General features: G+C 61.2%; 23 protein-coding genes and 1 riboswitch. Of the genes, 13 read left to right on the top strand and 10 right to left on the bottom strand.

The window, feature by feature from the left end; all coding sequences use genetic code 11:
• Nucleotides 1-203: 203 nt before the first annotated feature.
• Nucleotides 204-1349 (top strand): hypothetical protein, encoded by a 1146-nt coding sequence (locus GJB56_RS25755; RefSeq protein WP_113682075.1) that lies wholly within the window; start codon nucleotides 204-206, stop codon nucleotides 1347-1349.
• A gap of 140 nt (nucleotides 1350-1489) precedes the next feature.
• Nucleotides 1490-3325, top strand: a complete 1836-nt coding sequence (locus tag GJB56_RS25760; protein ID WP_113682414.1) for a flavin-containing monooxygenase — start codon at nucleotides 1490-1492, stop codon at nucleotides 3323-3325.
• 59 nt (nucleotides 3326-3384) lie between these two features.
• On the opposite strand, the gene GJB56_RS25765 is transcribed toward GJB56_RS25760, so the two are convergent.
• The 3 genes from GJB56_RS25765 to mhuD all read right to left on the bottom strand — a co-directional run bounded on the left by GJB56_RS25765 (nucleotide 3385) and on the right by mhuD (nucleotide 4906).
• Complete coding sequence (locus tag GJB56_RS25765; RefSeq protein WP_019746815.1) at nucleotides 3385-4161, bottom strand: CbtA family protein; 777 nt, start codon at nucleotides 4159-4161, stop codon at nucleotides 3385-3387.
• The gene (locus GJB56_RS25770) at nucleotides 4152-4346 is read right to left on the bottom strand and encodes a CbtB domain-containing protein (RefSeq protein WP_003945915.1); all 195 of its coding nucleotides are present in this window, start codon (nucleotides 4344-4346) and stop codon (nucleotides 4152-4154) included. Before GJB56_RS25770 ends, GJB56_RS25765 begins: the two co-directional genes overlap by 10 nt.
• A 25-nt stretch (nucleotides 4347-4371) precedes the next feature.
• Nucleotides 4372-4510, bottom strand: a riboswitch (cobalamin riboswitch).
• An 87-nt stretch (nucleotides 4511-4597) separates the two neighbouring features.
• The gene (mhuD, locus tag GJB56_RS25775; RefSeq protein ID WP_007726927.1) at nucleotides 4598-4906 is read right to left on the bottom strand and encodes a mycobilin-forming heme oxygenase MhuD; all 309 of its coding nucleotides are present in this window, start codon (nucleotides 4904-4906) and stop codon (nucleotides 4598-4600) included.
• A 45-nt stretch (nucleotides 4907-4951) separates the two neighbouring features.
• Between mhuD and GJB56_RS25780 the strand changes: the two genes are divergently transcribed.
• Entirely contained in the window at nucleotides 4952-5689 is a 738-nt protein-coding gene (locus tag GJB56_RS25780; RefSeq protein WP_113682415.1) for an alpha/beta fold hydrolase, read from the top strand.
• On the opposite strand, the gene GJB56_RS25785 is transcribed toward GJB56_RS25780, so the two are convergent.
• Nucleotides 5674-6099, bottom strand: a complete 426-nt coding sequence (locus GJB56_RS25785) for an HIT family protein (RefSeq protein ID WP_019746817.1) — start codon at nucleotides 6097-6099, stop codon at nucleotides 5674-5676. The genes GJB56_RS25780 and GJB56_RS25785 overlap by 16 nt on opposite strands.
• Nucleotides 6100-6137: 38 nt before the next feature.
• The gene (locus tag GJB56_RS25790) at nucleotides 6138-8756 is read right to left on the bottom strand and encodes a helix-turn-helix transcriptional regulator (protein WP_113682076.1); all 2619 of its coding nucleotides are present in this window, start codon (nucleotides 8754-8756) and stop codon (nucleotides 6138-6140) included.
• Between the two features lie 386 nt (nucleotides 8757-9142).
• Here GJB56_RS25790 and GJB56_RS25795 point away from each other — a divergent pair, with 386 nt between their 5' ends.
• Together GJB56_RS25795 and GJB56_RS25800 are read left to right on the top strand one after the other, a co-directional pair.
• Complete coding sequence (locus GJB56_RS25795; protein WP_230091075.1) at nucleotides 9143-9955, top strand: hypothetical protein; 813 nt, start codon at nucleotides 9143-9145, stop codon at nucleotides 9953-9955.
• Between the two features lie 70 nt (nucleotides 9956-10025).
• The gene (locus tag GJB56_RS25800) at nucleotides 10026-11048 is read left to right on the top strand and encodes a hypothetical protein (RefSeq protein WP_230091076.1); all 1023 of its coding nucleotides are present in this window, start codon (nucleotides 10026-10028) and stop codon (nucleotides 11046-11048) included.
• On the opposite strand, the gene GJB56_RS25805 is transcribed toward GJB56_RS25800, so the two are convergent.
• The 3 genes from GJB56_RS25805 to GJB56_RS25815 all read right to left on the bottom strand — a co-directional run bounded on the left by GJB56_RS25805 (nucleotide 11045) and on the right by GJB56_RS25815 (nucleotide 14684).
• Nucleotides 11045-11926 (bottom strand): A/G-specific adenine glycosylase, encoded by an 882-nt coding sequence (locus GJB56_RS25805; protein WP_024487744.1) that lies wholly within the window; start codon nucleotides 11924-11926, stop codon nucleotides 11045-11047. The two genes, GJB56_RS25800 and GJB56_RS25805, sit on opposite strands and share 4 nt — an antisense overlap.
• A gap of 149 nt (nucleotides 11927-12075) precedes the next feature.
• Nucleotides 12076-13440, bottom strand: a complete 1365-nt coding sequence (locus tag GJB56_RS25810; RefSeq protein WP_042451923.1) for an MFS transporter — start codon at nucleotides 13438-13440, stop codon at nucleotides 12076-12078.
• A 656-nt stretch (nucleotides 13441-14096) separates the two neighbouring features.
• Complete coding sequence (locus GJB56_RS25815) at nucleotides 14097-14684, bottom strand: TetR/AcrR family transcriptional regulator (protein WP_019749702.1); 588 nt, start codon at nucleotides 14682-14684, stop codon at nucleotides 14097-14099.
• Between the two features lie 160 nt (nucleotides 14685-14844).
• Between GJB56_RS25815 and GJB56_RS25820 the strand changes: the two genes are divergently transcribed.
• Complete coding sequence (locus GJB56_RS25820) at nucleotides 14845-15732, top strand: crotonase/enoyl-CoA hydratase family protein (protein ID WP_113682079.1); 888 nt, start codon at nucleotides 14845-14847, stop codon at nucleotides 15730-15732.
• 42 nt (nucleotides 15733-15774) lie between these two features.
• Here GJB56_RS25820 and GJB56_RS25825 read toward each other — a convergent pair whose 3' ends face one another.
• Nucleotides 15775-16779, bottom strand: a complete 1005-nt coding sequence (locus tag GJB56_RS25825; RefSeq protein WP_113682080.1) for an AraC family transcriptional regulator — start codon at nucleotides 16777-16779, stop codon at nucleotides 15775-15777.
• A gap of 115 nt (nucleotides 16780-16894) precedes the next feature.
• Between GJB56_RS25825 and GJB56_RS25830 the strand changes: the two genes are divergently transcribed.
• The 7 genes from GJB56_RS25830 to GJB56_RS25860 all read left to right on the top strand — a co-directional run bounded on the left by GJB56_RS25830 (nucleotide 16895) and on the right by GJB56_RS25860 (nucleotide 24811).
• Nucleotides 16895-18349: an aldehyde dehydrogenase gene (locus GJB56_RS25830; RefSeq protein WP_113682081.1), complete on the top strand. Its 1455-nt coding sequence runs from the start codon at nucleotides 16895-16897 to the stop codon at nucleotides 18347-18349.
• Between the two features lie 13 nt (nucleotides 18350-18362).
• Nucleotides 18363-19154: a maleylpyruvate isomerase N-terminal domain-containing protein gene (locus GJB56_RS25835; RefSeq protein WP_113682082.1), complete on the top strand. Its 792-nt coding sequence runs from the start codon at nucleotides 18363-18365 to the stop codon at nucleotides 19152-19154.
• Nucleotides 19155-19194: 40 nt separating this feature from the next.
• Entirely contained in the window at nucleotides 19195-20031 is an 837-nt protein-coding gene (locus tag GJB56_RS25840) for an SDR family oxidoreductase (protein ID WP_019749697.1), read from the top strand.
• A gap of 198 nt (nucleotides 20032-20229) precedes the next feature.
• The gene (locus GJB56_RS25845; RefSeq protein WP_019749696.1) at nucleotides 20230-21198 is read left to right on the top strand and encodes an NADPH:quinone oxidoreductase family protein; all 969 of its coding nucleotides are present in this window, start codon (nucleotides 20230-20232) and stop codon (nucleotides 21196-21198) included.
• 59 nt (nucleotides 21199-21257) lie between these two features.
• The gene (locus GJB56_RS25850; RefSeq protein ID WP_069146932.1) at nucleotides 21258-22805 is read left to right on the top strand and encodes an acyl-CoA synthetase; all 1548 of its coding nucleotides are present in this window, start codon (nucleotides 21258-21260) and stop codon (nucleotides 22803-22805) included.
• Nucleotides 22802-23896, top strand: coding sequence for a CaiB/BaiF CoA transferase family protein (locus tag GJB56_RS25855; protein ID WP_047888211.1), 1095 nt, complete (start codon nucleotides 22802-22804; stop codon nucleotides 23894-23896). The genes GJB56_RS25850 and GJB56_RS25855 overlap by 4 nt, the downstream gene beginning before the upstream one ends.
• Nucleotides 23897-24034: 138 nt before the next feature.
• Nucleotides 24035-24811: an enoyl-CoA hydratase gene (locus GJB56_RS25860; RefSeq protein WP_113682083.1), complete on the top strand. Its 777-nt coding sequence runs from the start codon at nucleotides 24035-24037 to the stop codon at nucleotides 24809-24811.
• A gap of 78 nt (nucleotides 24812-24889) precedes the next feature.
• On the opposite strand, the gene GJB56_RS25865 is transcribed toward GJB56_RS25860, so the two are convergent.
• Complete coding sequence (locus GJB56_RS25865; RefSeq protein WP_113682084.1) at nucleotides 24890-26041, bottom strand: acyl-CoA dehydrogenase family protein; 1152 nt, start codon at nucleotides 26039-26041, stop codon at nucleotides 24890-24892.
• Nucleotides 26042-26047 lie beyond the last annotated feature (6 nt).

The raw sequence follows: 26047 nt of genomic DNA on the forward strand, positions 1-26047 counted from the left end.
GCAGTGAACCAGTCGGTTGTGAACCGGTGAGTGATTTGTATGTGACGGCGACCACAATGCGGAAGGGTTGCACCGTGTTGCAATTCCGGAAAATCGGACAGCAGTTGCAACCCTCGGCAACCCTCCCGGTACCCCGCGCGACGGTTCCATAGTTGCGCCACCACTTCGCGAATCATCTTGCGAGACAATCTGGGAGAGGGCACATGACCGCTACAGTCGACACACCCACGGAACCGGCCACGCCGAGCCGACAACCGTCACGCCGCTGGATCGGGTTCGGGATCGCGAACCTCGTGATCGTTCTCGTGCTGGCCGTGGCGAGTTGGTACCTTCTGGCCGATCCGACCACCAGTCCCTGGAGTTTCTATCCTCTGCCGTTCAACGCGGCGCTTTTCTGGGCAATCCTTTTTGTTGTGTTCATCGGCTTCAATTGCGAGTTCGCCGGCTTCGATCGACTCCCACAGCCGGCGAAAGGCTTGGCGATCATGGTCGCGACCGCGGCCTTCGCCGTCGTGGTGACGTGGCTCCTGGCAAACGGCTTGGGGAGTTTGTACCCGGATTTCGCGGCCGATCGTGAGGGCGGCCTCGGATATTTCGCGGGTGCGCTGTTCGTGCTCTTCGGCTTCGGGACCTGGGTGATGGTGGTCCTGAACTGGCAGCATTGGCCGTGGACTTCCCTAGGGATGAAGCAGCCGTTGGTGGGTTTGTGTGAGATCGCGTTTGTCGCCGTTCCGACGCTGGCGCTGTACTTCGTGTTCGGTCTGCCGTCCGTGTCGCTGTCCGCCACGGATCCGTTGATGACCGTCGACACCGTACTCGGGTGGTTCTACTGCGTCGTGGTGGTCGTGATCCTGACTGGCCAGACGCTCGACAACTGGCCGTGGCGACTGTTCGGCGGCGGCGGTAAGACGGCGCTCGCAGCCACGATCGGTAACTTCGCCGTCGGAACCGGCTTGTACTTCGTGGCACTTCCGGTCGTGAAGGTGTTGGTGGGAAGCGATGCCGTTGCCGAGTTGGGTGGTGTGGTCCATCAGTTCCCGGCGCAGCTCGGTGTGTGCTGGGCCTTCTGGATGATCTTCTGGGCCAACGCCTTCGGTAACAAGCCCACGGGCTTTGCGGACGGGGTCAACCTGGCGATCCGCGCGCTGCTCACGTTTGCGCTCGCGGTGGTCACATTCTTGTTCTATTACCGCTTTGCGGCAGAGCACATTCTTCACGAGCCGGCAGTTGTCGACGGATTACACGGCAATGCACTGGGTTTCGTGGACTGGGCCGTGTTGTGGACGCTGTTCTACGTCGTGGGATTTCAGTCGCTGGGACTCGGCAAATTCAAGCCTACTGAGGGGTGAGTCGGTTGCCCGCACATCGGTGCGGGTAACCGGTATCGGGCGGCGGCACCGCGCCCGCTGATTGCAACAGACTGCAACGCTTGTGACCGGGGCCACTTATGGGATGTGCTGTGTGTCACATTCACAAACAAGGAGAAGTGATGACGCAAACCATCGATTCCGCAGTCACCCCCGAGGTGAAGTTGACGGCGGTGACACCTCAGGAACGCGTCGACGCCTGGCTGGCGGATTTCGAGTCGGCCCTCGCGGCTCGTGACATCGAGCGTGTGGCAGGCAAATTTGCACTCGACAGCTTCTGGCGAGACTTGGTGTCGTTCACCTGGAACATCAAGACCGTCGAAGGTCGCGAGCAGATTGCCGACATGCTCTCCGAGCGTCTCGACGACACCGATCCTTCGGGATTCCGGACCACCGAGACACCCGACGAAGCCGACGGCGTCACGTCGGCCTGGATCGAATTCGAGACTGCAACCGGTCGCGCGCACGGGCACCTTCGTTTGAAAGGAGATGAAGGTTGGACCCTGCTGACGTCGTTGCAGGAATTGAAGGGACACGAAGAAGGTAAGGGCACTCGCCGGCCTCGTGGAGCCAAGCACGGAGCAGGCCCGAACCGCATCACGTGGGCCGAGCAGAAGGAGATCGAGGATCGCGAACTCGGTTACACCACACAGCCTTACGTCGTGATCGTCGGCGGCGGACAGGGAGGCATCGCCCTCGGTGCCCGGATGCGCCAACTCGGAGTTCCGGCCATCGTGATCGACAGCCACGAGCGACCCGGCGACCAGTGGCGCGGACGCTACAAGTCCCTGTGCCTGCACGATCCGGTTTGGTACGACCACCTGCCATACATGCCGTTCCCCGACAACTGGCCGGTGTTCGCGCCCAAGGACAAGATCGGCGACTGGCTCGAGATGTACACCAAGGTCATGGAGGTTCCGTACTGGAGTTCCACGACCTGCACCTCCGCGTCGTTCGACGAGAAGACCCAGGAATGGACCGTCGAGGTCAACCGCAACGGCGAGAAGCTGACGTTGCGTCCCAAGCAGTTGGTGATGGCGACGGGTATGTCCGGCAAGGCCAACGTTCCGACGTTCCCCGGGCAGGACAAGTTCCTCGGCGATCAGCACCACTCGAGCAAGCACCCCGGCCCGGATCAGTACGTGGGCAAGAAGGTCGTCGTGGTCGGGGCCAATAACTCCTCGCACGACATCTGCGGTGCACTGTGGGAGAACGGCATCGACGTCACGATGGTGCAGCGCAGCTCGACGCACATCGTGAAGTCGGATTCGCTGATGGATTTGGGCTTGGGCGATCTGTACTCGGAGCGTGCACTGGCCGCAGGCATGACGACGCACAAGGCGGACCTCACGTTCGGTTCGCTGCCGTACCGGATCATGCACGAGTTCCAGATCCCGGTGTACGACGCAATCCGTGAGCGCGACAAGGATTTCTACGATCGCCTCGAGAAGGCGGGCTTCGAGCACGACTGGGGCGACGACGGTTCAGGTCTGTTCATGAAGTACCTACGCCGCGGCTCGGGGTACTACATCGACGTCGGCGCGGCCGAACTGGTCGCGAACGGGGACATCAAGCTCGCGCACGGCAACATTCGTGAGCTGACCGAGAACAGCGTGATCCTCGAAGACGGTACGGAATTGCCTGCCGACGTGGTGGTCTACGCGACCGGCTACGGCTCGATGAACGGCTGGGTGGCGGATCTGATCGGTCAGGACACCGCCGACAAGGTCGGCAAGGTGTGGGGCCTGGGGTCGAACACCACCAAGGATCCGGGACCGTGGGAAGGCGAGCAGCGCAACATGTGGAAGCCGACGCAGCAGGAAGCGCTGTGGTTCCACGGAGGCAATCTGCACCAGTCGCGCCACTACTCGCTGTACTTGGCGTTGCAGTTGAAGGCGCGTTACGAGGGCATCCCGACGCCGGTGTACGGACTGCAGGAAGTGCATCATCTGAGCTGAAATAGAACTGCTGTGCGCCTTTATTAACCGCCCGCGGTTAATAAAGGCGCACAGCAGGTTCAGCGAAGGGCGTACTTCTTTGCTACTTCGGTGTTCTTGGTCGCGCGCTCGGTGAGGAAGGCGAATGCCAACCCGAGTACGAGCCAGAGCGTCGCCTGCGTAGCGAGCGAGGAAAGTCGGAACTCCCACAGCAGAGTTGCCGGGAAGTCCTCGCCCACCTCGTTGATGCCGGGAAGCGAGACGTAACCGATCGTGGCGATCACCAGGAACGCAGCCACCGGAGCAGCGATGCGCACGCTGAGGAACTCGTGCCCGGAAACTGCCTTTGCCGCCGCTGCTGCCGCGGTGACGGACAGTAGCCCGAGAATCACGGCGGCCAGCCACAGCAGTGTGCGCTGGTTGATGGTGTCGGGATCTCCGACGGCCGGCGGATTGGCCGGGTACTTGAAGAAGGGCACGGCCTCGATGGCCAGCCAACCACCGACGGCGATGGTGATCGCCAACAACGGCCCGGACATTCCGGTGAGTCGTCGAGCGTAATTGGCAACGACCGAGAAGATCGCCCCGAGTGCCAGTCCGGCCAGCGCTGTGGCCAGGAACAGCCCGGCGCGCTGCCCGTCGCGGCTCACCAGTGGTTCTTCTTCGTCACCGTGCGAATGCCCAGCGGCTTCGCCGGCAACCTCACCGGTGGCGCTGTTGGCTTCTTCGATCGCAATGGCGGCATTGACGTGCGGTTCACCCAGCACGAATGCAACTCCGCCGGCAAGGATGCCTGCGATCAAACCAGCCAACAAACCACGAATGAGAAGCTTCGTGAAATTGTCGACTAGTGGCACGGCAGGCCCATCAAGTGTCGACCGTCGTGCATCAATTCATGCATGTACATGCCGGTGCGAGAGATAGCGCCCTGGTCGAATCCGACCAGGTAGAGAGCGAGCATCGCGAACAGAACTACTGCAGCGGCGAGGAAAGCAAGACGAGTCGAATCGATCGACGTATCGGGAGAATAGGCGAGAGCCATCGAAGCCTCCTGGGATTTTCGCGTCCCCTAGGTCCATGCGATGGCCGAAGTGTCTGGCTGTCGAAATAGTCGTGCCGAAAAAGGCACTTCACCTCGAATTACAGTGGCGCGACCGCTCCGGGCTTTCACCGGATTCCTGTCGGACCATCGCGTTTACATGCGAACTTTTGCACTACTGCCCGCACCGTGTCAACGCGTAAGCCGAGATGACCGTCGATTGTGCCCGCCAAGGCGGGCACAATCGTTCTAGATCAGCTCTTTGCGGCGACGTCCAGGACAACTTCGAACTCGAGCAACGACGCACCCGAAGCGACGGGCTTCGCACGCTCGCCGGAATGGGCTTCGCGGGCAGGGCCGTCACGCCAATCGGCGAACGCCTGCTCGGACTCCCACTGCGTCACCACGAAGTAACGGCTCTCACCTGCGGTGGGGCGGAGGAGTTGGAATCCGAGAAAGCCCGGGGAGTTCTCGACTGCATGAGCGCGTGCTGCGAAGCGCTTCTCCAGTTCGGGGCCGGCGCCCTCTGGGACCTCGATTGCATTGATCTTCACGACTGCCATGCAAGCGACATTACCCGCGCACCTTCACCGCGTACCGTGACACTCGTGTTGCATGACGAAGGTGGAACAGGACAACCGATTCTGTTGTTGCACGGCCTCATGGGCAGGTCGAGGACGTGGCGACGCCAGGTGCCGTGGATCCGCGAGTTCGGCCACGTCTACACGTTCGACGCCGCCGGTCACGGCCGGCCCGCGCCGTCAGAGCTGACCACCGAGGCATTCGTCGACGACCTGGCATCTGCCGTTGCGTCCATCGAGGAGCCGATGATCGTGATCGGCCATTCGATGGGGGCTCTGCACGCGTGGTGCTTCGCCGCATCGCATCCCGAAAAGGTTTGTGCACTGGTCCTCGAAGACATGGCTCCGGATTTTCGCGGACGCACCGCCGCGGATTGGGCTCAGATGATCTCGGCGTGGCCGCAGCCGTTTGCTTCCGAGGACGCGATGAAGGAATTCTTCGGGCCCGTCGCCGGCCAGTACTTTCTCGACTCTTTCGACCGCCGCGACGACGGGTGGTACCTGCACGGCGAGGTGTCGACCTTCCGCGACATCTCGGAGGAGTGGGGCACGAGGCATTTCTGGGATCAGTGGAAGGCGATCGACGTGCCGACCTTGCTGATCGAGGGAGAGTTCACCATCACCCCCGAGGGACAGATGCGAGAGATGGCCGAGAGGCCGGGAACTCGGTACGTACGTATTGCCGACGCAGGCCACCTGGTTCACGACGATCAACCGCAGCGCTATCGCGAAGTGGTGACGGAATTCCTTCAGACGGTGAGCTGACTGCGGATCGACGCGCCCACCTGCTCCAGTTCGACGGCTCGCCTGGCCAGGAGTCCGGCAGCGAACTTCGCCTTGTCGCCGCGATGGCGGGGGACGACGTGGAGGTGCGAGTGGAACACGGTTTGCCCCGCGGCACGCCCGTCGTTGACCAGAAAGTTGACTCCGTCAGCGGCGATGTCGCAGCGGCGTAGAGCTCCGGCGATGAGCGTGCCGACGCGGAACATCTCTGCGCCCTCGTGGCTTTCGAGAGCATCGAGGTTTTCTGCATGACGCTTGGGGACCACCAGGGTGTGTCCGCGACTCACCGGTCGGGCGTCGAGAAATGCAAGAGTCGTCTCGCTCTCGTGGACGAGAATCGCCGGCTCGGTCAGCGCGACGATCTTGCAGAAGACACAGGTATCGGTGCTCATGCCTACAGAATGTAGTCCGAATCAGATCCGACCCGGGACTACAGCAGGCGCAGCTGACGTGCCTTCGTGATCGCTTCGTTTCGATTGTGTACGTCGAGCTTCTTGTAGAGAGTGCGCAGTTGAGTCTTGACGGTGTTGACGGACACGTACAGTTTGTCGGCCATCGCGGCCGATCCCATGCCGAGCGCCAGGAGTGAGAGGACCTTCTGTTCGCGTTCGGTCAGCTCCACGATACGTACGGATCCCGGAAATGATTCCGCAGGAGCACTTTTCGAGAACTCGGCGAGTGCACGCGATTTTGTTACTGCCATCGATTCGAGTTTCTCGACGTCCGCCGATCCGATGGTCGCGAACGGACGCAGAAGTCCGGTTTGGTCCGCGATACTGCACGCTCTGGACCACTCCTGAGAGGCGAGGCGTGGCTCACCCAGCTCGGAGTGTGCAACCGCTTGCACCAGAAGCGATTCCATCTGTGCCCGCGGATAGGATTCGCCAGACCAGTCGAACTGATGACACAGCGCCACAGCGGCCTCGTTCTGGCCGATTCGCTGACGTAAACGCGCCACCGACGCGAGCGTCCACGGGTTGGCTGCAGGATCGGCGATTTCCTTGGCCAGAGCCGTCGCCTTGTTTCCCTCGCCGAGTGCGAGCAGGAGATCGATTTCTGCGGATTGCAGCAGAGGAAGCGCGAAAGACGTGGCCGTGTACTGCTTGGAATGCACTCCAATCGCGTTGTGGAGCAAGGGCAGAGCGGAAGATGCACTGCTCTGAGTCAGGGCGAATTGGCTGTGCGCATAGACGACGAACGCCCATAGCTCCTCGGTGTCGGACGGAACGCCGAGTTCGGTCAGTGCGATACGTGCGTCACCGAAGTCGAGTGTGTCGAGAGCGGCGAGAGCCCGTGCCGTCAAGCCGGCGATTTTGACTACAGGTTCGAGCCAGCCCCCAGGGTCAGGATGCTTCTGTTCGAGTTCGAACCAGTGTCTGGCCTGCCGCGGCTCACCTGCCAAAGCCCAATTCAGGGCGGCACTACCCGCAGAGTTGCGAGCGATGAAGTCGACTCCGTGAGACAGGGCGCCGTGGTATGCCATTCGAGCCTTGATCGTGGATTCGGTGAACCTGCCGCTCAATTGAAAATTGATCGCCCATTGAAGTCGCATCAGGGGGAGTTGTGCGCTGACCGCTTCCGGATTGTTTTCCAGCGCACTGCGGCTGAGGTGAGACAGCCGCCTGGTGGTCTCTGCCGAGAGCCCGTATTCACCGGCCATCCTGAGCATGATCGATTGAACGCAGGCGATGCTCAAGGCGTCCTTCGCGCTGGGTTGGGCGCCGAGTTCCCACAGTTCGGCCGGCGATTCGGGTAGCAAGTCGATTGCCGTGGATCGCTTGCTCGGATGCATCGTGAACAAGGCACGCCCGGCCTCAACGGCCGAGTGCTTGTCGGCAGCTTCCGCCGGAATCCGTTGGAGGGCGGAGCGAACCGAGTCCAGGTTATGCACGATCATCGTCACCCAATGTTGTTCGACGATGTCTACTGCCAGGGTCCAGTTCTGTGCCTCGACCGCGTAGTCCAGCGCCGACGCGTGATGACCGTTGTCGAGTCGATTGTGAGCGAGGAATGAAAGACGTTGCGACGGATCGATTCCCACGCGAGTGTGGTGCGCGAGTATCGATCGTCGAATGGCGGGAGGCAATTCCCATGTTTCGTCGGCTTCGGCCTCGACGCGCGACAACAAGCCGGCTGTCTCCAGCGTCACGAGCCGCGAGCGGATCTCATGAACGGTTTCGGCAGTGTCAGGGCGCTGGGACTCGAACAGCATTGTGGCGACGCCGACGGTGATCGATCGACCAAAGGCGGTCGCGAGTAGGAACTCATGTTGCTTTAGGCGCTCAGCGGTGGCGAGAACGGAATCAGTCACGTAATCGTCTATCGCTTGCGCGGTGTTCGTTTTGATCTCCCGCTCATGGTTGCTGTTACGTGAGTCCCTGACGGCGGCGACTGCGGCGCGAACCAATGCGGGCAGCCCACCCGTCAGGGATGTGATTTGTTCTGCATCACCCTCAGCCGTGCGCACCCCCGCCTGTTCCAGCAATTGGGCGGTATCGGATGTCGTGAACAACAGCTCATCGGCGCCGATGACCTCGTGATCCGTGTCGAGAAGGTATGGCTCGGCGAACATGCCGAATCCCGAGAGCGTGACCACGAGGTCCAGGTTGTGGCAGAGGGTGAGGAGATCGATCAACTGATCGTCCAACTCTGGTTCCGATATCAGATCCGGCCTGATCAGCACGAGCAGTACGGGGCGGCTGAGGGCGTTCAGGGATTTGGCGGCAGCGGTGAAAGGATCGGCGAGATCGTCGACGTCGGGCAGTGCGATTCCGGCAGCGTGGATTCGATCGAGGACAACGGCCCAGAAATCTTCGAGTGTCGACGAGGGCTGTGGGGCCGAGACCCAGACGAGTATTCGTTCGGATGCCAGATGGGCGCGCAGCCACGATGCGATCAACGACGATTTCCCGTGGCCGTTCGGTGCACGGACGACGGTCAGAGCGGCGCGTCGATCCAGTTTCGCGAACAGTGCTTGCCGAGGAATCGACTCGGTGAGAGTGCGCCTTTCGGGAATAGCTGCCCAGTCGTGGCCGTCCCTCCCGAACATCAACGCGGACCCTTTCTGCTTTCACGCCCCACGCTAATTGGCGGATTTGGGCGGATTGTCTCGATCCATCTATCTACATGGAGGAGCGTAGCTGGTGCGAATCCAGAGCGTGTCATCCCGGGCAATTCACCCGCGACTTCACCCCGGGTGAGAGAAGTTCACCCACATAATCATGCCGTCACCATTGGCTTTCGAGTCCCTCGAGCGACTTCTATTGAACGTAGCTCGGGATTCGCCAAATCTGGTCGAGAGTGCCCGACCGGGCCCCGAGGGTCGGCCATCGAAGGAGTGTCGTGAGAACTCGTCTGTCAGTGGTGTGGTCGAAGGCGGTTACGGTCCGACTCCGACCGAGAGCGTGCGCCCGAAGAGTGCGAGGCGTAGTCGTGGTGACAGGAGTGTTACTTGTCGGCGCAGCTGCGCTCGGTGCGCTACCGATGCAGTCGGATGTTCGATTGGCAGCCGAGGGAGAGTCCGCTTCTCCCTTCACCGTCGAGTTGACGGCGATTGACGGTGCGCCGCCCTTCGACCCCGGTGACGGTCCAGGGCTCGATACCGGACCGTCCAACGGCATTGTCCGAGAGGGTGATCCGGTGACGTATGTCGTAGACATCGGCGTCCGGGGCAACCCGCTCTCGGACGTGGTCGTGCAGCTTCCGGTGCCTCGAGGTTTCGTTCTACCGTCCGTGCCTGACTACTGCGGAGACGGCTCGGGTGTCGACGAGTTCGGGTTACATTGCCTGATAGGCAATCTGGAAGCGGACCGGTACTTCACCCGGACAGCGACGATGACTGCGGGAAAGCGGGAAGACGCCGACGGTCTATCGATTGCTGCACTGGTCACCGCAGATCGAGGGGCGGCTCGCGTACGGTCGGGCGATGTCACCGTGCGGGTGGCGACCACCCCGGGAGTGTGTGATCCACAAGGGAATTCTGTTGGTGGTCGGAGAGACCAGGGGACAGCTGTCTCGGCAGATGGTCGGATCTCAGGTCTGGTGACGTCGGGCATCTCGGAGGCGGTGGTGATCAACGGCGTCGATCAATGCGGGCACGCGATAGCGCGGACGGTGAAACCGTTCGAGGGTCGCTTCTCGTTTGTCGGACTCCTGCCGGGGACGTATCGCGTCACGGTCGACGGCCGAGCGCCGGTGGACGTGGTGTTGGAACCAGGCGCAATGGCGGTCGGTGGCCTGACGTTCTGATACAGCTCCACAGTGATAGCAACACCTGAAACAGTTCAGAACCAGTTGGAAACAGTCAATGGAGGATCCAGTGCGTGAAAGCCTGGGCGTGGTATTCGAAAACAATTCCATTTCAACAGCTCTCGTAGATGCGGACACACCCCTTCTGGGGTCGATCGACGAGTTCCGTCATCCGTGGGGCGCGAACGGGACTGTTCCCTCTGCGCAAGCGTCGGCACGCGCGCTCGCCTCCGCTGCCGAGGTCGCCACCGGTCGGGCCCTGCGCTCGAACCTGTGCCCCACCGTCCTCGGAGTGCTGTGCGAGCGCGCGGACGTGCGCGAATTTGTACCGGATTCATTGTCCTCCAGCACTTTCGAGAACATCGAGTTGGTCAACGGTCTGGACGCTCGCATTGCCTACTTGCGGACGGTCGACGCCCTGAATGGTATTTCGCCGATTCTCGCATTCTGGCCGGACGGCGGTGAGACTGTGATCGCTGCCATCGATCCGAGCGCCGGCGTCGTGGACTCGGCGCACCGTTACGCAACCGCCGAGTTGCTTACAGACAGCTCGACATTTGCTGCGACATTGGACCTGCTCGTCGCTGAACGAGACCCCGTGCCCAAGATGCTCGTCGCGATGCTGGTGAAGGAAGAGTCTCGGCAGCTGTCCGCCGAAGCCGCCGAATCGGCAGGGCTCGGCTTCCTGTATCTCGGCGAGCGCGCCCAACTGGCGATAGGCGCTGCGCTGGTAGCGGCCGGTCGGGGGAGTGAGGTCAGGTCCGCTGGCGGCGCGGCTGTTCAGCCCGTCAACAGAATCCGGTGGGCGGCGGCAATAGTGCTGCCGCTCCTGCTCATGCTGACGGGATTGCTGATCGCTCTGTCGCCGGACGGGTCGCGAGCGGTGTCCACTGATCGCCCGAACGTCGGCGCCGAGCCGGCGAACCCGACGAGCGGGCCACCGTCCGGAGCGGCCCTACCGATCCTGACGCTCCCGCCTTGCGACCCGGTGGTACCCGTCGTTCCCGCTGCGTTTCGGCGTTCGGATCCTGATGTCACACCACCCCAGACCGTCGAACCAGCAGAAGCATGCGACCCGATGCGAGTGGGCTAGGGCGTACCTTCTCCAGCCAGTGCAAACAGGCCGTCATCGGTCTGCTCGACCAGTCCGTCGACCAACAAGGAATGTAGTGCGCGGTCACGCTGACCAGGATCGGTCGGCCAGACGATGTCGAGTTGCGCGCGTTCGACCGGACGGTGGCTCTCGCGCAGAACGGCCATCAATTTTCCGCGAACTTGGCGATCGGTGCCCGCGAACTTCTGCACCTTCTTGGGCGGTCCGGTGTGTGCCGGTTTGCCCGAAGCGACCCACGCGCAGTTCGGCAAAGGGCAGTTCTCGCAGTTCGGCGTCCGCGCAGTGCAGATCAGTGCACCGAGTTCCATGAGAGCGGCGCTGTAGGTGGCGGCGCGCGCTCGTGTCCGTGGCAGCAGCGCCGCGACGTCGGCGAGGTCTCGCGTGTTGGACGGATTGCCTGGTTCCGCATTGCCGTGGACGGCTCGCGCAACTACGCGTCGTACGTTGGTGTCCACCACCGGCACTCGCTGTCCGTAGGCGAAGCACGCCACGGCGCGGGCGGTGTACGAACCGATTCCCGGTAGCGAGAGCAGGGTGTCGACGTCTTCCGGTACCACGTCACCGTGCTCGGCGGCCAGGACGCCCGCGCATTCGTGTAACCGAAGCGCGCGTCGTGGGTAACCAAGTTTGCCCCACGCGCGAAGTACTTCTGCCTGACTCGACGCTGCCATCGCGGACGGTACCGGCCAGCGCTCCACCCACTCTTCCCAGATGGGCGCAACGCGCACCACCGGCGTCTGCTGGAGCATGATCTCGCTCATCAGGATCTGCCAGGCACTGACGCCCTCGCGTCGCCACGGCAGGTCACGAGCCGTCTCGGAGTACCACTTCAGTAGCACCGAAGATTCCACTGCCACTGCTACCGACACACTCCTCGAACCTGTGCTCCTGGTCGACGAAGGACACGTCGACTTGTGGGGGCCACTTTATCGGCAGTCGCCGACAGTCATTTCTCGTACCCGAAAACCTGGGGTGAGTGGCATCGAGACCACTCACCCCAGGTTGATCATGATGCGTACTGAGCGTTCGCGGTCTCCACACGGGTGCTTGCGACGGTCGGCGAGGTTCCGGAGTATCGGCGAATGATCACGTAGAGGCAGATCAATCCGATAGCACCGGCAGCGGCGAGGAAGGAACCGACCTTCCATGCGTTGTCCGGATTTCCGTTGATCAGCATCACCATGATCATCGGCGCGAAACCTCCGATGATTGCGGAGATCTGATAACCGAGTGAAGCGCCGGAGAATCGAATCTCCGGTGGGAACAGTTCAGCGAAGAGTGTTCCCTGCGTACCGGTTTGGAGGGACATTGCTACTACGCCGACGATAACCGCGACGGCAAACGGCCAGATCGTGTCCGGGCTGGATCCACCGATCATCAGCCACATCGGGATACCCCAGAGCATCATGGCTGCGGTGCCGAGGCCGAAGACTAGTTTGCGACCGTAGAGGTCGGACAGATATCCCGCCAGCGGAACCAGGGGAATCTGTATTGCACATGCGATCAGGATGTAGGTGAGGACCGTCGACCGCGGTATCTCCAGGTAGGTGGTCGCGAACTGAACCGAACCGGTGATCATCGTGTAGAAGAAGATCACGCCGATGGCATTGGCGCCTGCTGCTGCGAGGACTGTGCCTGGATTCTTCTTGAGCACTTCGAGAATGGGGGACTTCCGAACGACCGGCGATTCGGCGAGTTTTTCTGCGAGTGCCTTGAACTCGGGGGTTTCTTCGAGATAGCGATGGATGAGGAATGCCACTGGAAGCATGACCAAGCTGATCCAGAACGGGATCCTCCATCCCCAGGAGAGGAACGAATCAGCCGCAAGAGTTGCTGTCAGGACCAGGAACACGATATTGCCCAGCACCACACCGATCGGAACACCGAGTTGGGCGAAGCTGCCGAAGAGCCCGCGGCGGTCCGCCGGTGCGTTCTCGGTGGCCAGCAATACGGCCCCGCCCCACTGTGCTCCCACGGCCAAGCCCTGGCAGATTCGCAGCGTCACGAGAATGGCCGGGGCAAGCCACACGACATTGGTGTTGGGGACGAAACCAACCAAGGAGGTTGCCACAGCCATGAGGACCACGGCGGCAACGAGCACCGGCTTTCGGCCGTACCGGTCACCGAAATGACCGGCGAGCACACCACCGATAGGACGGGCGATGAATCCGACTGCGACGGTGGCAAACGAACTCATTGCAGCGACCACCTCGCTGTCGGTGGCGAAGAACGTCGAGTTGAACACGAGCGCGGCGGCAGTCGCGTAGATGAAGAAGTCGTACCACTCCAGGGAAGTGGAGATAGCGGCTGCAAAGGACGCGCGCCGAGATCTGCCCGGGCGCTCCACCGCAGATTCGGTGTTGTTGGTCATCGCGATTCGCTCTCTGTGGGGTCGTTCAGTTGAGTTCGGTCAGGACGTGAGTTGCGGCAAGTTCGGTGTGCGGCCGTCGACGAGCTTGTCCCGAGCGCCGGCACCAGACGGAATCGTGCTCGCCGGGTATGGGGTCGAAAGGTGGTGACGCAATATCCAAGTGCGAGTGGGTTCTTCGATACGAGAAGTCATATCTCGCCGCCATTGCCGTACCGGAGGCGCTCGCAAATTCGGGTGGCGAAGGTGACCACGTCGAGGCCGCCGGCGACGTGTGCAGCGTCATCTCGTGGCAATGCGGAGGTGGTCACGTGGCCCGCACTCCTTCGTTCCGAATTTGCCAAACGATCGTTCGGCTGCGAGTCATCATTGACCTAACGATCGTTAAATGTCAATAGTCGGGAAAAGTGCGCTTTTGCAGCGACTTTCTCCGCAGGGATGGTGTGATTCGGAATCTGTTGCCAAACGATCGTTCGCCTGAGATGATGATTAGTCAGTGATGCAGGTCTCAGGAATGGAGATACCGATTCGAGCGGCGGGGTGCGGACGAAAGTCGAGGCACGCTGGTCTCGCACATCGACGGCGTTATGTGGCTTCTGTCCTGGAGCCCTTCAGGTCTTCGGGCCTTCAGATCTTCTTTGGCGGAGGTGTCGCCCAGCTCAGCTTGATTCGATCATCGCGGTCGCCAATGCGCAGTACCGAGACGCGATATCTTCCGCATTCATCGGTCCGTCGACGCGCCACCACACACAGACTTGCTGCCCCATGTTGATAATGGCGCGCACGGCATCTCGGGGAAATGGAGTGTGGAAAGCACCTTCTTCAATGCCGCGTTCGACGACGTCGCGAAACATGCTTTCCTGCTCGTCGCGCAGGGCTACGACCAGACGGTGACCCGATTCGTCCAAGCTGCGCAATTCTGTCGCGCCTACGAGGGCGTCTTCGCGCCTGGTCGTATGGAACATGACCCAAGCGCGGACGATTGCTTGCAGTTGGTCTTTCGGGTCGCCGCCGGAGCGCAGCAGTGCACTGCGGGTCATGCTGATGGCGTCGTGGAGCGCCCGAATCATGATTTCCTGAAGGATTTCCTGCTTGGATTTGAAGTGGTGGTAGATGGACGCGACAGTGAGATCGGCGCCGGCGGAGATATCACGCATGGACGTCCCGTGATAGCCGCGCTCGTTCATGTTTCGGACAGCGGAATCGAGTATGAGTTGCCGGACAACGACTGTCTTCGACCCACTCATTGTTCGGTTTCCTTCTCATTTCTTCGGTGCCTGCGTCTTGCCCAGCTTAGAGCCGAACAGTCGCGGGACACACCTGATGGAAAGGAACCGTCTTGAACTGCCGATATGGGCAGAATACCGATTATCGTTCGCTAATCGCCACCCGGAGAAAGAGGTACCTGTGGAACACATATCGATGAGTATCGAAGACGGTATCGCCGTGATCACCCTTGATCGACCGGACAAGCTGAACGCATTCACCACGACGATGGAAAACGAGCTCATCGAAGCGTTCGACTCCACCGACGCGAACGACGCTGTGCGCGCGGTGATCCTGACAGGAGCGGGCCGCGCGTTTTGCGCGGGGGCAGATCTGTCCTCGGGGGCAGAGACGTTCTCCGAATGGAGCGCCGAGTCGAACGGAACTGACGCGGACGGTGACGATCTACGTCGGGACGGTGACGATCTACGTCGGGACGGCGGCGGACGTGTCGTCCTGCGAATGTTCGATTCATTGAAGCCGATCATTGCGGCCATCAACGGACCGGCGGTCGGCGTGGGTATCACCATGACTCTTGCGGCCGACTTTCGCTTGGCCGCCGACGACGCCAGGATGGGTTTCGTCTTCAATCGGCGAGGACTCGTGCCCGAGTCGTGTTCGTCGTGGTTGCTGCCGAAACTGGTTCCGCTCCAGCGAGCCCTCGACTGGATCTACTCCGGACGGATCTTCACTGCTACGGAAGCATTTTCGGCCGGGTTGGTCTACCGACTGCATTCGCGCGAAGATCTTCTAGGGGAGGCGACGGCGCTCGCGCATAGCCTGACCCGTGACAGCGCGCCGGTATCGGTTGCCCTGTCGCGTCAGATGATCTGGCGCATGCTGGGAGTCGAACATCCCATGGTCGCGCATCGCGTCGAGAGCATCGGAATTAATGCTCGCGGTGCTCAGGCTGACGTTCGTGAAGGTGTTGCGGCGTTTCTGGAAAAGCGAGAGGCGGTGTTTCCTGACCGTTGCAGTGACGCAATGCCAGATCTGTTCTCATCCCATCTCCCACGCCCCCGGTGGTGAGCCGCTACGACCTTCGAACCGTCGGCGTCGTAGCTCATGCGGTCAACCAGCGCGGCGGGTAAGTGCCCTCCGCTTCTCCAGGGGCGTTGTGGAGAACCAACGCCTACAGCTTCGAGTGAGGGTGCTCGGTTCGGAATAGCCGAGTTGGCGTGACACTTCGGAGAGGGACACGTCTCTGTTCGAGAGAAGACCGAGAGCGAGTTCGCGTCGTGAATCGTCGACGAGCGATTCGAACGCCTTGCCTTCCAACGCCAATCGTCTCTGCAATGTTCGCGGGTGCAGCATCATCAATGTCGCGACTTGCTTCAGTGTGGCTGCCCCTGCAGGCAGGGAACGCACGATCAAAGCCGACACCGCGTCGTGGAACGCCACATCCGGATCTCGACCTGCCATGAAACGCACGGCGAAGTCGTAGGCCAACGGATCCACCCGGGGCAGGTGGCGATGCATGACTCCGCGCGGAAAGGTCAACAGATTCCGATCCGAGCTGAACTCGACGGAACAACCGAAATACTCGATGTACCTCCGTATTTCGGAGATCCGTGGATGTTGAAACGAGATTTGCGTCGGATGGAAATCCGGGCCGGCCATCATCCGGAACGTCTGAAGCGTTACGCCCATCGCCAGTTCCACGACGTGGGACCGATACGGAAGTCGATGCAGCACGGTGTCGAGTCCGTAGGACACCTCGGTGTCGCCGACTGTCAGATCGACCGCCAACGCCGGACTGTACACGTGCGCGTATCGGGCGACGTCGTGCAACGCATCTCCGATTGTCTCGGAACTGCGGGCCGCGATGGCAACCGGACCGAGAATGTCCGGGTCCTGTCTGCCTGCGAGCCTGAGTGCGAAGTCGGGCGACTCCAATTCATCCGCACAGAGTCCGAGCAGCGTGGACAGGGCGCTGAACGGCAAGAAGTGGTCGTACGTGCCGATGATGGCCGGATCGATGCCCACACGGTCGAGGAATTCGTACGGATCTCCGCCGAGTTCGGAGATCAACTCGGGCAGTCGCGTCAGCGACGAGGCACTGATCAGATCTGCCATGTGTCGAAATGTAAATAAATTGGCGCATGATGTCAATTTTCTCATCCTCTGAGCAGTGATGATCAACACAGGTTGGCTGGTTCAACGTCGAGCGCCATCCCTGGAGGAGCCAGAAATGACAACACTCACCGACCGCACTGCACTGTTCATCGATGGACTGTGGAGAGCGCCGGATACTTCCGAAATCATCCGAGCCGTATCACCTTTCACGGAGCAGCAGATAGGCTCGTTCCCCGCCTCCGTATCGACGGATGTCGACGCAGCTGTATCAGCGGCTCGAAAAGCGTTGCGACGGAATGACTGGGCCGATCTTTCCCCCGCCGAACGTGCGCGTGTCATCCGCAGGTTCGCCGACGAACTCGAGAAACGATCCGAAGACCGCGCATCGGCGGTCACTCACCAGAACGGCATGCCTATCGAGCTCGCCCGTTTCGCCGAGGGGGCCGCACCCGTCCAGCTTTTGCGCTATTACGCAGGCCTCGCCGAGTCGATGCCTACCGAAGAGCGACGGGCCAGCCAACCGATGCCGGGTACGACAATCGTGCGACGCGAGCCGATCGGTGTCGTTGCTGCCATCGCGCCCTGGAACTTCCCGGCTGTGCTTTCGATGTTCAAGATCGCCCCGGCTCTTGCTGCGGGATGCACCGTCGTGCTGAAACCCTCTCCCGAAACCACCTTGGACTCCTATATATTGGCCGAGGCCGCCATTGCGGCAGAACTTCCCGCGGGCGTCATCAACATCGTGACTGGCGGACCGGAGATCGGTCAGTATCTCGTGGCGCATCCCGGGATCGACAAGGTAGCCTTCACCGGATCCACTGCGGCCGGTCGACACATCGGCACGGTGTGTGGCGGTATGCTTCGCCCCGTTACCTTGGAGTTGGGTGGCAAGTCGGCGGCACTGGTCCTCGACGACGCGGATGTCGAGGAGACGGTAACCGGTCTGGCAACTGCATCCCTGCTCAACAGTGGGCAGACGTGCTATATGTCGACTCGAATCTTGGTTCCCCGCAGCCATAGTCGAACGTACGTCGACGCCATTACCGCAATGGCCGAGGGTCTGCAGGTCGGCGACCCGATGGAACCGTCGACGTTCGTCGGCCCGATGGTGAGCGCAAGGCAACAGGAACGTGTGCTGTCCTTGATCGACCAGGGACGCTCGGAGGGCGGAACTGTCACCACGGGTGGCGGACGCCCCGCCGACCTCGACACCGGATTCTTCGTGCAGCCCACGGTGTTCGCCGATATCGACAACGACAGCACCATCGTACGGCAGGAAGTATTCGGGCCGGTGCTGTCAGTCATTTCATACGACGACGTCGATGAGGCTGTCGCGCTTGCCAACAACTCCGAGTACGGCCTCGGTGGGACTGTATGGACCTCCGACGAGGAACGCGGTATCGCAATTGCTCGACGTGTCGAGACCGGCTCGTTCGGTGTCAACACCTTCAACCTCGACTGGGGTTCACCGTTCGGTGGAGTCAAAGCCAGCGGCCTGGGTCGTGAACTCGGTCCCGAAGGGCTCGCGGCGTACCAGCAGCTCAAATCCATTTTCCTCGCATCCTCGTAAGAATTGAGCCACCATGTCCGACGCAGGACTCGCCGGCGCTCGTGCGCTGGCAGAAAACACACTGAAAATCGCCGAGCAGTTCGGCACCACCGAGTGGGAATCAGACAGTGCGTGCCACGGTTGGCGCGTCCACGATCTCATCGGTCACATGGCGTTCTTCTTCAACTTCATCGCCGATCCGGATCTGGTGTTCCCGCCGAACCCCAGTGGAAAGTCCGAGCGGCTCAACGACGCTGCCGTCCGCGAGCGTGCCGATCTACCGCACGAGCAGATCCTGGACTACTACCGGGAACAATCCGAAGCGGGACTCGCGACGTTGGCCGCGCTGCAGACAGAGGAGCTTCGCAACAACACACTCGAGATGCTCGACCTCGGGACTTATCGCCTTCATCAGCTCAGTGACGCAGTGTCGTTCGACCATCTCGTCCATTTGACGTCGGATCTTCTGTCGCCGTTCGGACCGTTTCCTCACGGTGAGATCGACGTGGCGGCCGCTGTCGATCCGGCGATCGACTGGATGGTTGCGGGGCTCCCGCAGATGTGCGGCGAAGCTGTCGCCGCCGCCTTGACATCGCCTGTGGCACTGCGCCTCAACGGCGCCACCGAGCGCACTTTCGTCATCTCTCATGGCGATGGGGGAGTGACCGTCACCGAAGCTGGCGACGTGCCGGAGAACGTCGCGACCACCCAGGCCACCGAATTCCTGCGGTGGGGGACCACCCGATCTGCATGGCGGTCTGCCGTCGAGGTTTCCGGCGACCGCAAGACCGTCGCCGCAGTCCTCGATGCCATCGACATCGTCTGACCCACAACGAACCCGAGATCCAGAAAAAGAGGAAACAGCTATGTCTCAGTACTTGCAGGACAAGGTCATTCTCATCACCGGTGCAGGCGGTGGGTTCGGTCAACTCATCGCCGAGAAGGTGGCAGCGCAGGGCGCCAAAGTCGTCGGCGTGGACATCAACGAGGCGGGCCTGAAGACTGTATTCGACGGTATCGCGGCCGCGGGATTCACCGGTACCTACAAGATTGCCGACGTCACCGACATGGATCAGGTCATCGCTGCGGCGCAGCACGGCATTTCGGAGTACGGAGCGCTGGACGTACTCGTCAACAACGCAGGCGTCATGCCTCTCGCGTATTTCGCCGATCACGAACGTGCGTGGCAGAAGTGGCACAAGGCAATCGACATCAACATCAAGGGCGTCGTGAACGGAATCTCGGCCGTATACGACCAGATGATCGAGCAGGGACGCGGTCAAGTCGTCAACATCTCGTCGATCTTCGGAAACGCAGGCATCGACGGTTCCGGCGTCTACAGCGCGACCAAAGCTGCAGTCACCACGATCTCGGATTCACTGCGAATCGAAGCCAAGGGCAAGATCAAGGTGACGACGGTCAAGCCCACAGGCGTGACAGGAACAAACTTGGCGAGCTGGATCGTCAACGAGAACGCGATCCTCGGTCTCACCGGTCAACGTGCGGGTACCTACATGGAGAACGTCGGGCATCTAACCGACGGCACCCTCAGCCCCGGGCAGAAGGACGTCGACTCCATCGAATACTGGCTGATCAAGCCCGACGACCTGGCTGACGCTGTTGTTCACATCATCGATCAACCATGGGGTATCAGCATCAGTGACATAACCGTGCGCGCCAGCGGCGAGGATTACCTGTACTGACGACCTGATCGAAAACCGCTCTCTGCCAGTGTGGCTTCGCGAACATCGTCGAGGACTACGGCCGGGGGCATCCCGCGGTCAGACGTCATTGCCATGGTCTGCCTGTCGCCGTAGAGTCCTACTTAACGATCGTTAAACTGTTGCTACGGCGGATTCCGTTTGTCAACGAAGTCGCCGGGACCAGTCCGAGGAGTTTGAATGAAAGCAGTCCACTTGGTGGAGGCGACGGGGCCCGGAGGTCTGTCGTTGGTCGATGTCGACGAACCTGTCGATCCGGCACTGGTGGTAATTGATCTGCACACCGCCGGAGTGAGTTTCCCCGATCTTCTCCAGACCACGGGCAGCTACCAAACGGTGCGCGAATTACCTTGCGCGCTAGGCGTTGAGGGCGCCGGTACCGTTCGGAGCGCGCCGCCAGGGTCCGGCTTCACACCCGGGCGGCGCGTGGCCGTGCTTACGACCGGGGAAGGCGCGTGGCAGCAGACCGTTGCGGTCGCGCCGTCCAATGTCTTTGCTCTGCCTGATGCGGTCTCGCTCTCGGCCGGCTCGGGATTTCTCCTGAATTATCTGACCGCGCATTTCGCCCTCGACGAACGCGCGCGATACCGTGCCGGCGAGACCGTCCTGATTCACGGCGCGGCCGGTGGGTTGGGTACGGCCGCGTTGCATGTCGCGTCAGCGCTGGGTCTGGAGACCGTCGCTGTCGTGAGTACAGGCGAGAAGGAGAAAATCGCCGCGGAGTCCGGGGCAACGCACGTCGTGTCGGTCGACGGGTGGAAGGAACGCGTCCAACGGATTACGAATGGGCGCGGTGTCGACATCATTCTCGATCCGGTCGGTGGTGACCGCTTCACCGACAGCCTGCGCAGCCTTGCGCCGAACGGTCGCCTGGTCGTTTTGGGATTCACCGGCGGTGATATTCCCACGGTCAAAGTCAATCGACTTCTCCTGAAGAATATTTCGGTTACCGGTGCAGGATGGGGTGAATATCTGAAAACCGATCCCCAATATCTGGCGCGTCAATGGCAGGAGCTCTACCCCCTGCTCGAGTCCGGAGCTCTGAGGGTGCCCGAGCCCACCCTCTACCCCTTGGCGCGTGCCGCCGATGCATTGAAGTCGTTGAGTGAGCGTACGGCGGTAGGAAAAGTCGCGCTGTCTCTCGAATGATCTCTACACGAACAACTTTGTGAACAAATGACCTTAGCGAACGAACCTTGGAGTAAACCATGTATCCCGGAGCGTATGTTGCGACAAACCCGGATAAGGCCGCGGTAATCGTTGCCGAGACCGGTGAAGCGGTGACGTTCGCGCAACTGGAATCGAATTCGATTCGGATTGCGCGAGTGCTCCACGGACTCGGGTTGCGGCGAGGCGACAACCTGGCCGTGCTCGCCACCAATAACGTTCAGGTCTTCGACATCTACTGGGCGGCTATGCGATCCGGTGTCTACCTGACGATGGTCAACTGGCACCTGACCGCTCCGGAAGGTGCATACATCGTTGAGGACTGCGAGGCAAAGGTAGTCATCGTCGATGCTGCTCTGGGCGAACTGGCAGAGACGCTGTCCGACCTCGTTCCCCGGCAGGTGACCAGGCTTTCCTTCGGCGGTCAACTAGACGGATACGACTCCCTCGACCAGGCGGCTGACATGGAGTCGGACATACCGCTCCCGGATCAACCGCGCGGCGCCGACATGTTGTACTCGTCGGGAACAACCGGCCGTCCCAAGGGCATCAAGCCGGCTCTACCGAATCGCCGGATACAGGATCCCGGCGATCAGATGACGACAATGAACCAAAGTGTTTGGGGTGTAACCGAAGACGACATCTATCTGTCCCCGGCGCCGCTCTATCATGCCGCTCCGCTCCGGACGTGCGCGTCGGTCCAGGCGCTGGGCGGCACCGTAGTGATGATGAATCGGTTCGATCCGGAAAAGGCCCTGGAATACATCGAGCGTTATCGCGTCACGTACAGCCAGTGGGTGCCGACAATGTTCGTGCGCATGCTCAAACTGCCACAGGAAACCCGAGACCGTTACGACATATCGTCTCTGCGACTTGCCGTCCACGCAGCCGCACCGTGCCCCGTCGATGTGAAGCGAAAGATGATCGATTGGTGGGGAACCATTCTGGATGAATATTACTCCTCGACGGAACTCAACGGCATGACCATTGTTCACTCGGACGAGTGGCTGCGAAAGCCGGGCACAGTGGGGCGAGCCGCCCTGGGAGTGCTCCACGTATGTGGGGAGAACGGCGAAGATCTACCCTCCGGCGAGGTGGGTACGCTGTACTTCGAACGTGACGAGTTGCCCTTCAATTATCACAATGCGCCCGAAAAGACCCAGGAAGCACAGCATCCCGCCCACCCGACCTGGACGACTACGGGTGATGTCGGCTTCATGGATGAGGAGGGTTATCTGTTTCTGACCGACCGTAAGTCCTTCATGATCATCTCGGGTGGTGTGAACATATACCCGCAGGAGATCGAGAACGTGCTGATCGAGCATTCCTCGGTATTGGACGCGGCGGTGATCGGGTTGCCCGACGACGAGATGGGGGAGATAGTGATGGCTGTCGTCGAGCCAGTCCCCGAAGCCGAAGCCGGCGATGCGCTTCGCGACGAACTGCTTTCTCATTTGCGCGGACAGATCGCCAAGTACAAGTTGCCGAGGCGACTCGTGTTCAGTACGGATCTACCTCGAACTCCGACCGGGAAACTAGTCAAAGGGAAACTGCGCGAGCGCTATTCAGGGAAGGTGTCCGTCGGATGAGCGGCCCGTTGCACGGTGTTCGAGTGCTGGAACTCGCCGGGTTGGGGCCGGGGCCACACGCTGCGATGATGCTTGCAGATCTCGGAGCGGACGTAGTTCGAGTCGAGCGTCCGTCTGGTGGACTCGAGATCTCGCCACGGGAGCAGGACCAACTTTTGCGGGGGAGACGGTCGGTGGAAGCCGACCTCAAGACCGAGTCAGGCCGAGAGCTGGTGAGGGCCCTCGTCTCGAAAGCCGATGTGCTCCTGGAAGGTTTTCGGCCCGGCGTGACCGAGCGGCTGGGTTTCGGTCCCGACGTGTGCACCGAACTCAACAGCCGGCTGATCTACGCACGTATGACCGGATGGGGCCAAGACGGCCCACTCGCGCAGCGGGCGGGGCATGACATTACTTACCTGGCGCTGACCGGAGTCCTGCACGCCATCGGTCCGGCCGAGAAACCCACGGTTCCGCTGAACCTCGTCGGGGACTTCGGCGGTGGCTCCATGTTCTTGATCGTCGGAATCGTCTCTGCCTTGTACGAGCGAGAGAGTTCGGGCAAAGGACAAGTGGTCGATGCCGCAATTGTCGACGGAACTTCGGTGTTGGCGCAGATGATGTGGTCGTTGCGAGGGAGCGGACAGTGGAGTGACTCACGTGCAACCAACCTCCTGGACGGTTCCACGCCGTTCTACGACACCTACGAATGTTCGGACGGTAAGTTCGTAGCAGTCGGTGCCCTCGAACCGCAGTTCTACGCGGCGCTCCTCCAAGGCCTGGATATCGCGCCGGAATCGTTGCCTGAACAGATGGATCGAAGGGGCTGGCCCACAATCCGAGAACGGTTCACGGAGGCGTTTTCGTCGCGCACGCGAGACGCCTGGGCAGCGCTGTTCGAATCGACGGACGCTTGTGTTGCTCCTGTCCTGAGTCCCGCCGAAGCCGCGCTGCACCCGCATCTTGCCCAGCGGGGAACTCTTGTCGAGGCCGACGGAATAGTGCAGGCGGCACCCGCGCCGCGGTTCTCCCGTTCCAGGACTGCACAGCCGTCAGGTGCTCGGCCACCCGGGGCCGACACCACCGTCGTGACGAAGGATTGGCTGGGCGGCTGAGGGGAAGAAGTACAGGCGAGGAATGTCGCGACAGCCTCTCTCGATCGTTCTTACGTTGCCCCCTACTCATCGTCGATGGATCGCGAAGATCAACTTTTGTAGCACAACTCGATCGAGTCTGACTGACAAGGAATTTCAATGACCGAAACGCGACCGGATGTCTACGCGAGCCGAAACGGCGGGGTGCTCCGCATAGTTGTCAACAGGCCAGCGCGAATGAACGCGTTGACTACCGAAACCCTGGAGAGACTTGCCACGATCTTCGTCGAGCACGCACAATCCTCGGATGTGCGGGTGGCGGTTCTCGAAGGAGAGGGCAAGGCCTTTTGCACGGGCGCGGACCTCGCGGACGTGACGTTGTCCGGTCCGCCGTCGGCGGACACGATCGATGCCGCCAATGCCTTGGTGCAGGCCATTCGAGAGTTTCCGTTTCCGGTGGTCGCTGCGGTACGAGGCCCTGCTGCAGGTGTGGGTGTTTCGCTGGCTTTGGCGTGCGACCTCGTGCTCGCGGCGGAGTCGAGTTACTTTCTGCTCGCGTTCACCAAGGTGGGATTGATGCCGGACGGTGGAGCTACCGCACTGGTGGCAGCGTCGATCGGTCGCGCGCGCGCGATGCGCATGGCGCTGCTGGCCGAAAGATTATCCGCTCGAGATGCTTTCGACTGCGGCCTGGTCTCACACGTGTGCGAGGACGACGCCTTCGCGGTGGAATTGGCAGACCTGACGCACCGATTGGTCGCCGGGTCGTCCCCTGCTTTTCGGTTTACCAAGAAGGCGATCAACGACGCTACGCTCACCGAACTCGGTGATGCGTTCACACGCGAGCGCATAGGCCAGATCGACCTGTTGGGTAGTGGTGATTTTGCCGAAGGTGTTGCGGCGTTTCAGGAAAAGCGCGCAGCAGTTTTCGGATAGACGAAGCGAGAACGGCGCTTACAACGACCGTGGTCCCGAACACAGGATGTTCGGGACCACGGTCGTTCTCGGTGCTGATCAACTCTTTGCGATGTCGCGACCGATTATCTCCTTCATGATTTCGGTGGTTCCGCCGTAGATGGTCTGGATTCGGCTGTCTACGTACGCCCGGGCGATCGGGTACTCCATCATGTAGCCGTATCCACCGTGTAGTTGTACGCATCGATCCACGACGCGCTTCTGAAGTTCGCTGGCCCACCACTTCGCCTGTGCCGCTTCGACTGCTGACAGCTGGTCGTCGTTGATGGCCAGGACTGCGTTGTCGACGTATGCCTGTGTCACGTCGATCTCGGTCAGCATCTCGGCGAGGGCGAATCGAGTGTTCTGGAAGTCGCCGATCGGCTTGCCGAAGGCGGTGCGGTCGAACGCGTAGTCTTTGGTCCATTCGTATGCCGCACGCGCGGAACTGATTGCGCTCGCGGCGATCGACAGACGCTCACGGGGAAGACGCTCCATGAGATGAATGAGGCCTCCGCCCTCCTCGCCCAGGAGGTTGCCTACCGGGACTCTTACGTTGTCGAACGACAGCTCGGCTGTGTCTTGACCCGCCAACCCCACCTTGTGGAGTTTGCGACCGCGGGTGAATCCGTCCATCCCACGTTCGACCACGAGGAGGCTGAATCCCCGCGACCCCGCTTTGAGATCGGTGCGGGCCGCAACGATGACCATGTCGGCGTGAATTCCGCTGGTGATGAACGTCTTCTGCCCGTTCAAGATCCAGTCGTCGCCATCTCGAACGGCGGAGGTCTTGATGCCTTGCAGATCACTGCCGGTACCCGGTTCGGTCATCGCGATGGCGCAGATGAGTTCACCGGCAGCCATACCCGGTAGCCAACGTGCTTTCTGCTCGTCTGTGCCGAGGTCGGCGATGTACGGAATGACGATGTCGTCCTGAAGGCCGAGTCCGGCGCCGAACGAGGTGGTACCGGTACGGGCGATCTCTTCGGCGACCACGTACCGGTACCGGTAGTCGAGTTCACCCGAGCCTCCGTATTGTTCGGGGACGGCCAGGCCGACGATACCCATCTTGCCGGCCGCGAGCCACGCTGATCGGTCGACGAGCCTGGCTTCTTCCCAGCTGTCGTAGTGAGGCGTGATCTCGCGGGCAATGAACTCGCGCACAGTCTCTCGGTAGGCCTCGTGGTCGGCTGTGAACAGTGTTCGACGCATGGGTTG

It is taken from the genome of Rhodococcus sp. AQ5-07, from assembly GCF_009707305.1.
Taxonomy (GTDB): domain Bacteria; phylum Actinomycetota; class Actinomycetes; order Mycobacteriales; family Mycobacteriaceae; genus Rhodococcus_F; species Rhodococcus_F erythropolis.

Bases quoted from the DNA above. Each gene is read 5' to 3' on its own strand.
- GJB56_RS25785 (WP_019746817.1), bottom strand. From the start codon at position 6,099: ATGAGCACCGATACCTGTGTCTTCTGCAAGATCGTCGCGCTGACCGAG.
- GJB56_RS25830 (WP_113682081.1), top strand. From the start codon at position 16,895: ATGACAACACTCACCGACCGCACTGCACTGTTCATCGATGGACTGTGG.
- GJB56_RS25845 (WP_019749696.1), top strand. From the start codon at position 20,230: ATGAAAGCAGTCCACTTGGTGGAGGCGACGGGGCCCGGAGGTCTGTCG.
- GJB56_RS25825 (WP_113682080.1), bottom strand. From the start codon at position 16,779: ATGGCAGATCTGATCAGTGCCTCGTCGCTGACGCGACTGCCCGAGTTG.
- GJB56_RS25860 (WP_113682083.1), top strand. From the start codon at position 24,035: ATGACCGAAACGCGACCGGATGTCTACGCGAGCCGAAACGGCGGGGTG.
- mhuD (WP_007726927.1), bottom strand. From the start codon at position 4,906: ATGGCAGTCGTGAAGATCAATGCAATCGAGGTCCCAGAGGGCGCCGGC.
- GJB56_RS25865 (WP_113682084.1), bottom strand. From the start codon at position 26,041: ATGCGTCGAACACTGTTCACAGCCGACCACGAGGCCTACCGAGAGACT.
- GJB56_RS25850 (WP_069146932.1), top strand. From the start codon at position 21,258: ATGTATCCCGGAGCGTATGTTGCGACAAACCCGGATAAGGCCGCGGTA.
- GJB56_RS25840 (WP_019749697.1), top strand. From the start codon at position 19,195: ATGTCTCAGTACTTGCAGGACAAGGTCATTCTCATCACCGGTGCAGGC.
- GJB56_RS25810 (WP_042451923.1), bottom strand. From the start codon at position 13,440: ATGACCAACAACACCGAATCTGCGGTGGAGCGCCCGGGCAGATCTCGG.
- GJB56_RS25815 (WP_019749702.1), bottom strand. From the start codon at position 14,684: ATGAGTGGGTCGAAGACAGTCGTTGTCCGGCAACTCATACTCGATTCC.
- GJB56_RS25855 (WP_047888211.1), top strand. From the start codon at position 22,802: ATGAGCGGCCCGTTGCACGGTGTTCGAGTGCTGGAACTCGCCGGGTTG.
- GJB56_RS25835 (WP_113682082.1), top strand. From the start codon at position 18,363: ATGTCCGACGCAGGACTCGCCGGCGCTCGTGCGCTGGCAGAAAACACA.
- GJB56_RS25790 (WP_113682076.1), bottom strand. From the start codon at position 8,756: ATGTTCGGGAGGGACGGCCACGACTGGGCAGCTATTCCCGAAAGGCGC.
- GJB56_RS25755 (WP_113682075.1), top strand. From the start codon at position 204: ATGACCGCTACAGTCGACACACCCACGGAACCGGCCACGCCGAGCCGA.
- GJB56_RS25770 (WP_003945915.1), bottom strand. From the start codon at position 4,346: ATGGCTCTCGCCTATTCTCCCGATACGTCGATCGATTCGACTCGTCTT.
- GJB56_RS25760 (WP_113682414.1), top strand. From the start codon at position 1,490: ATGACGCAAACCATCGATTCCGCAGTCACCCCCGAGGTGAAGTTGACG.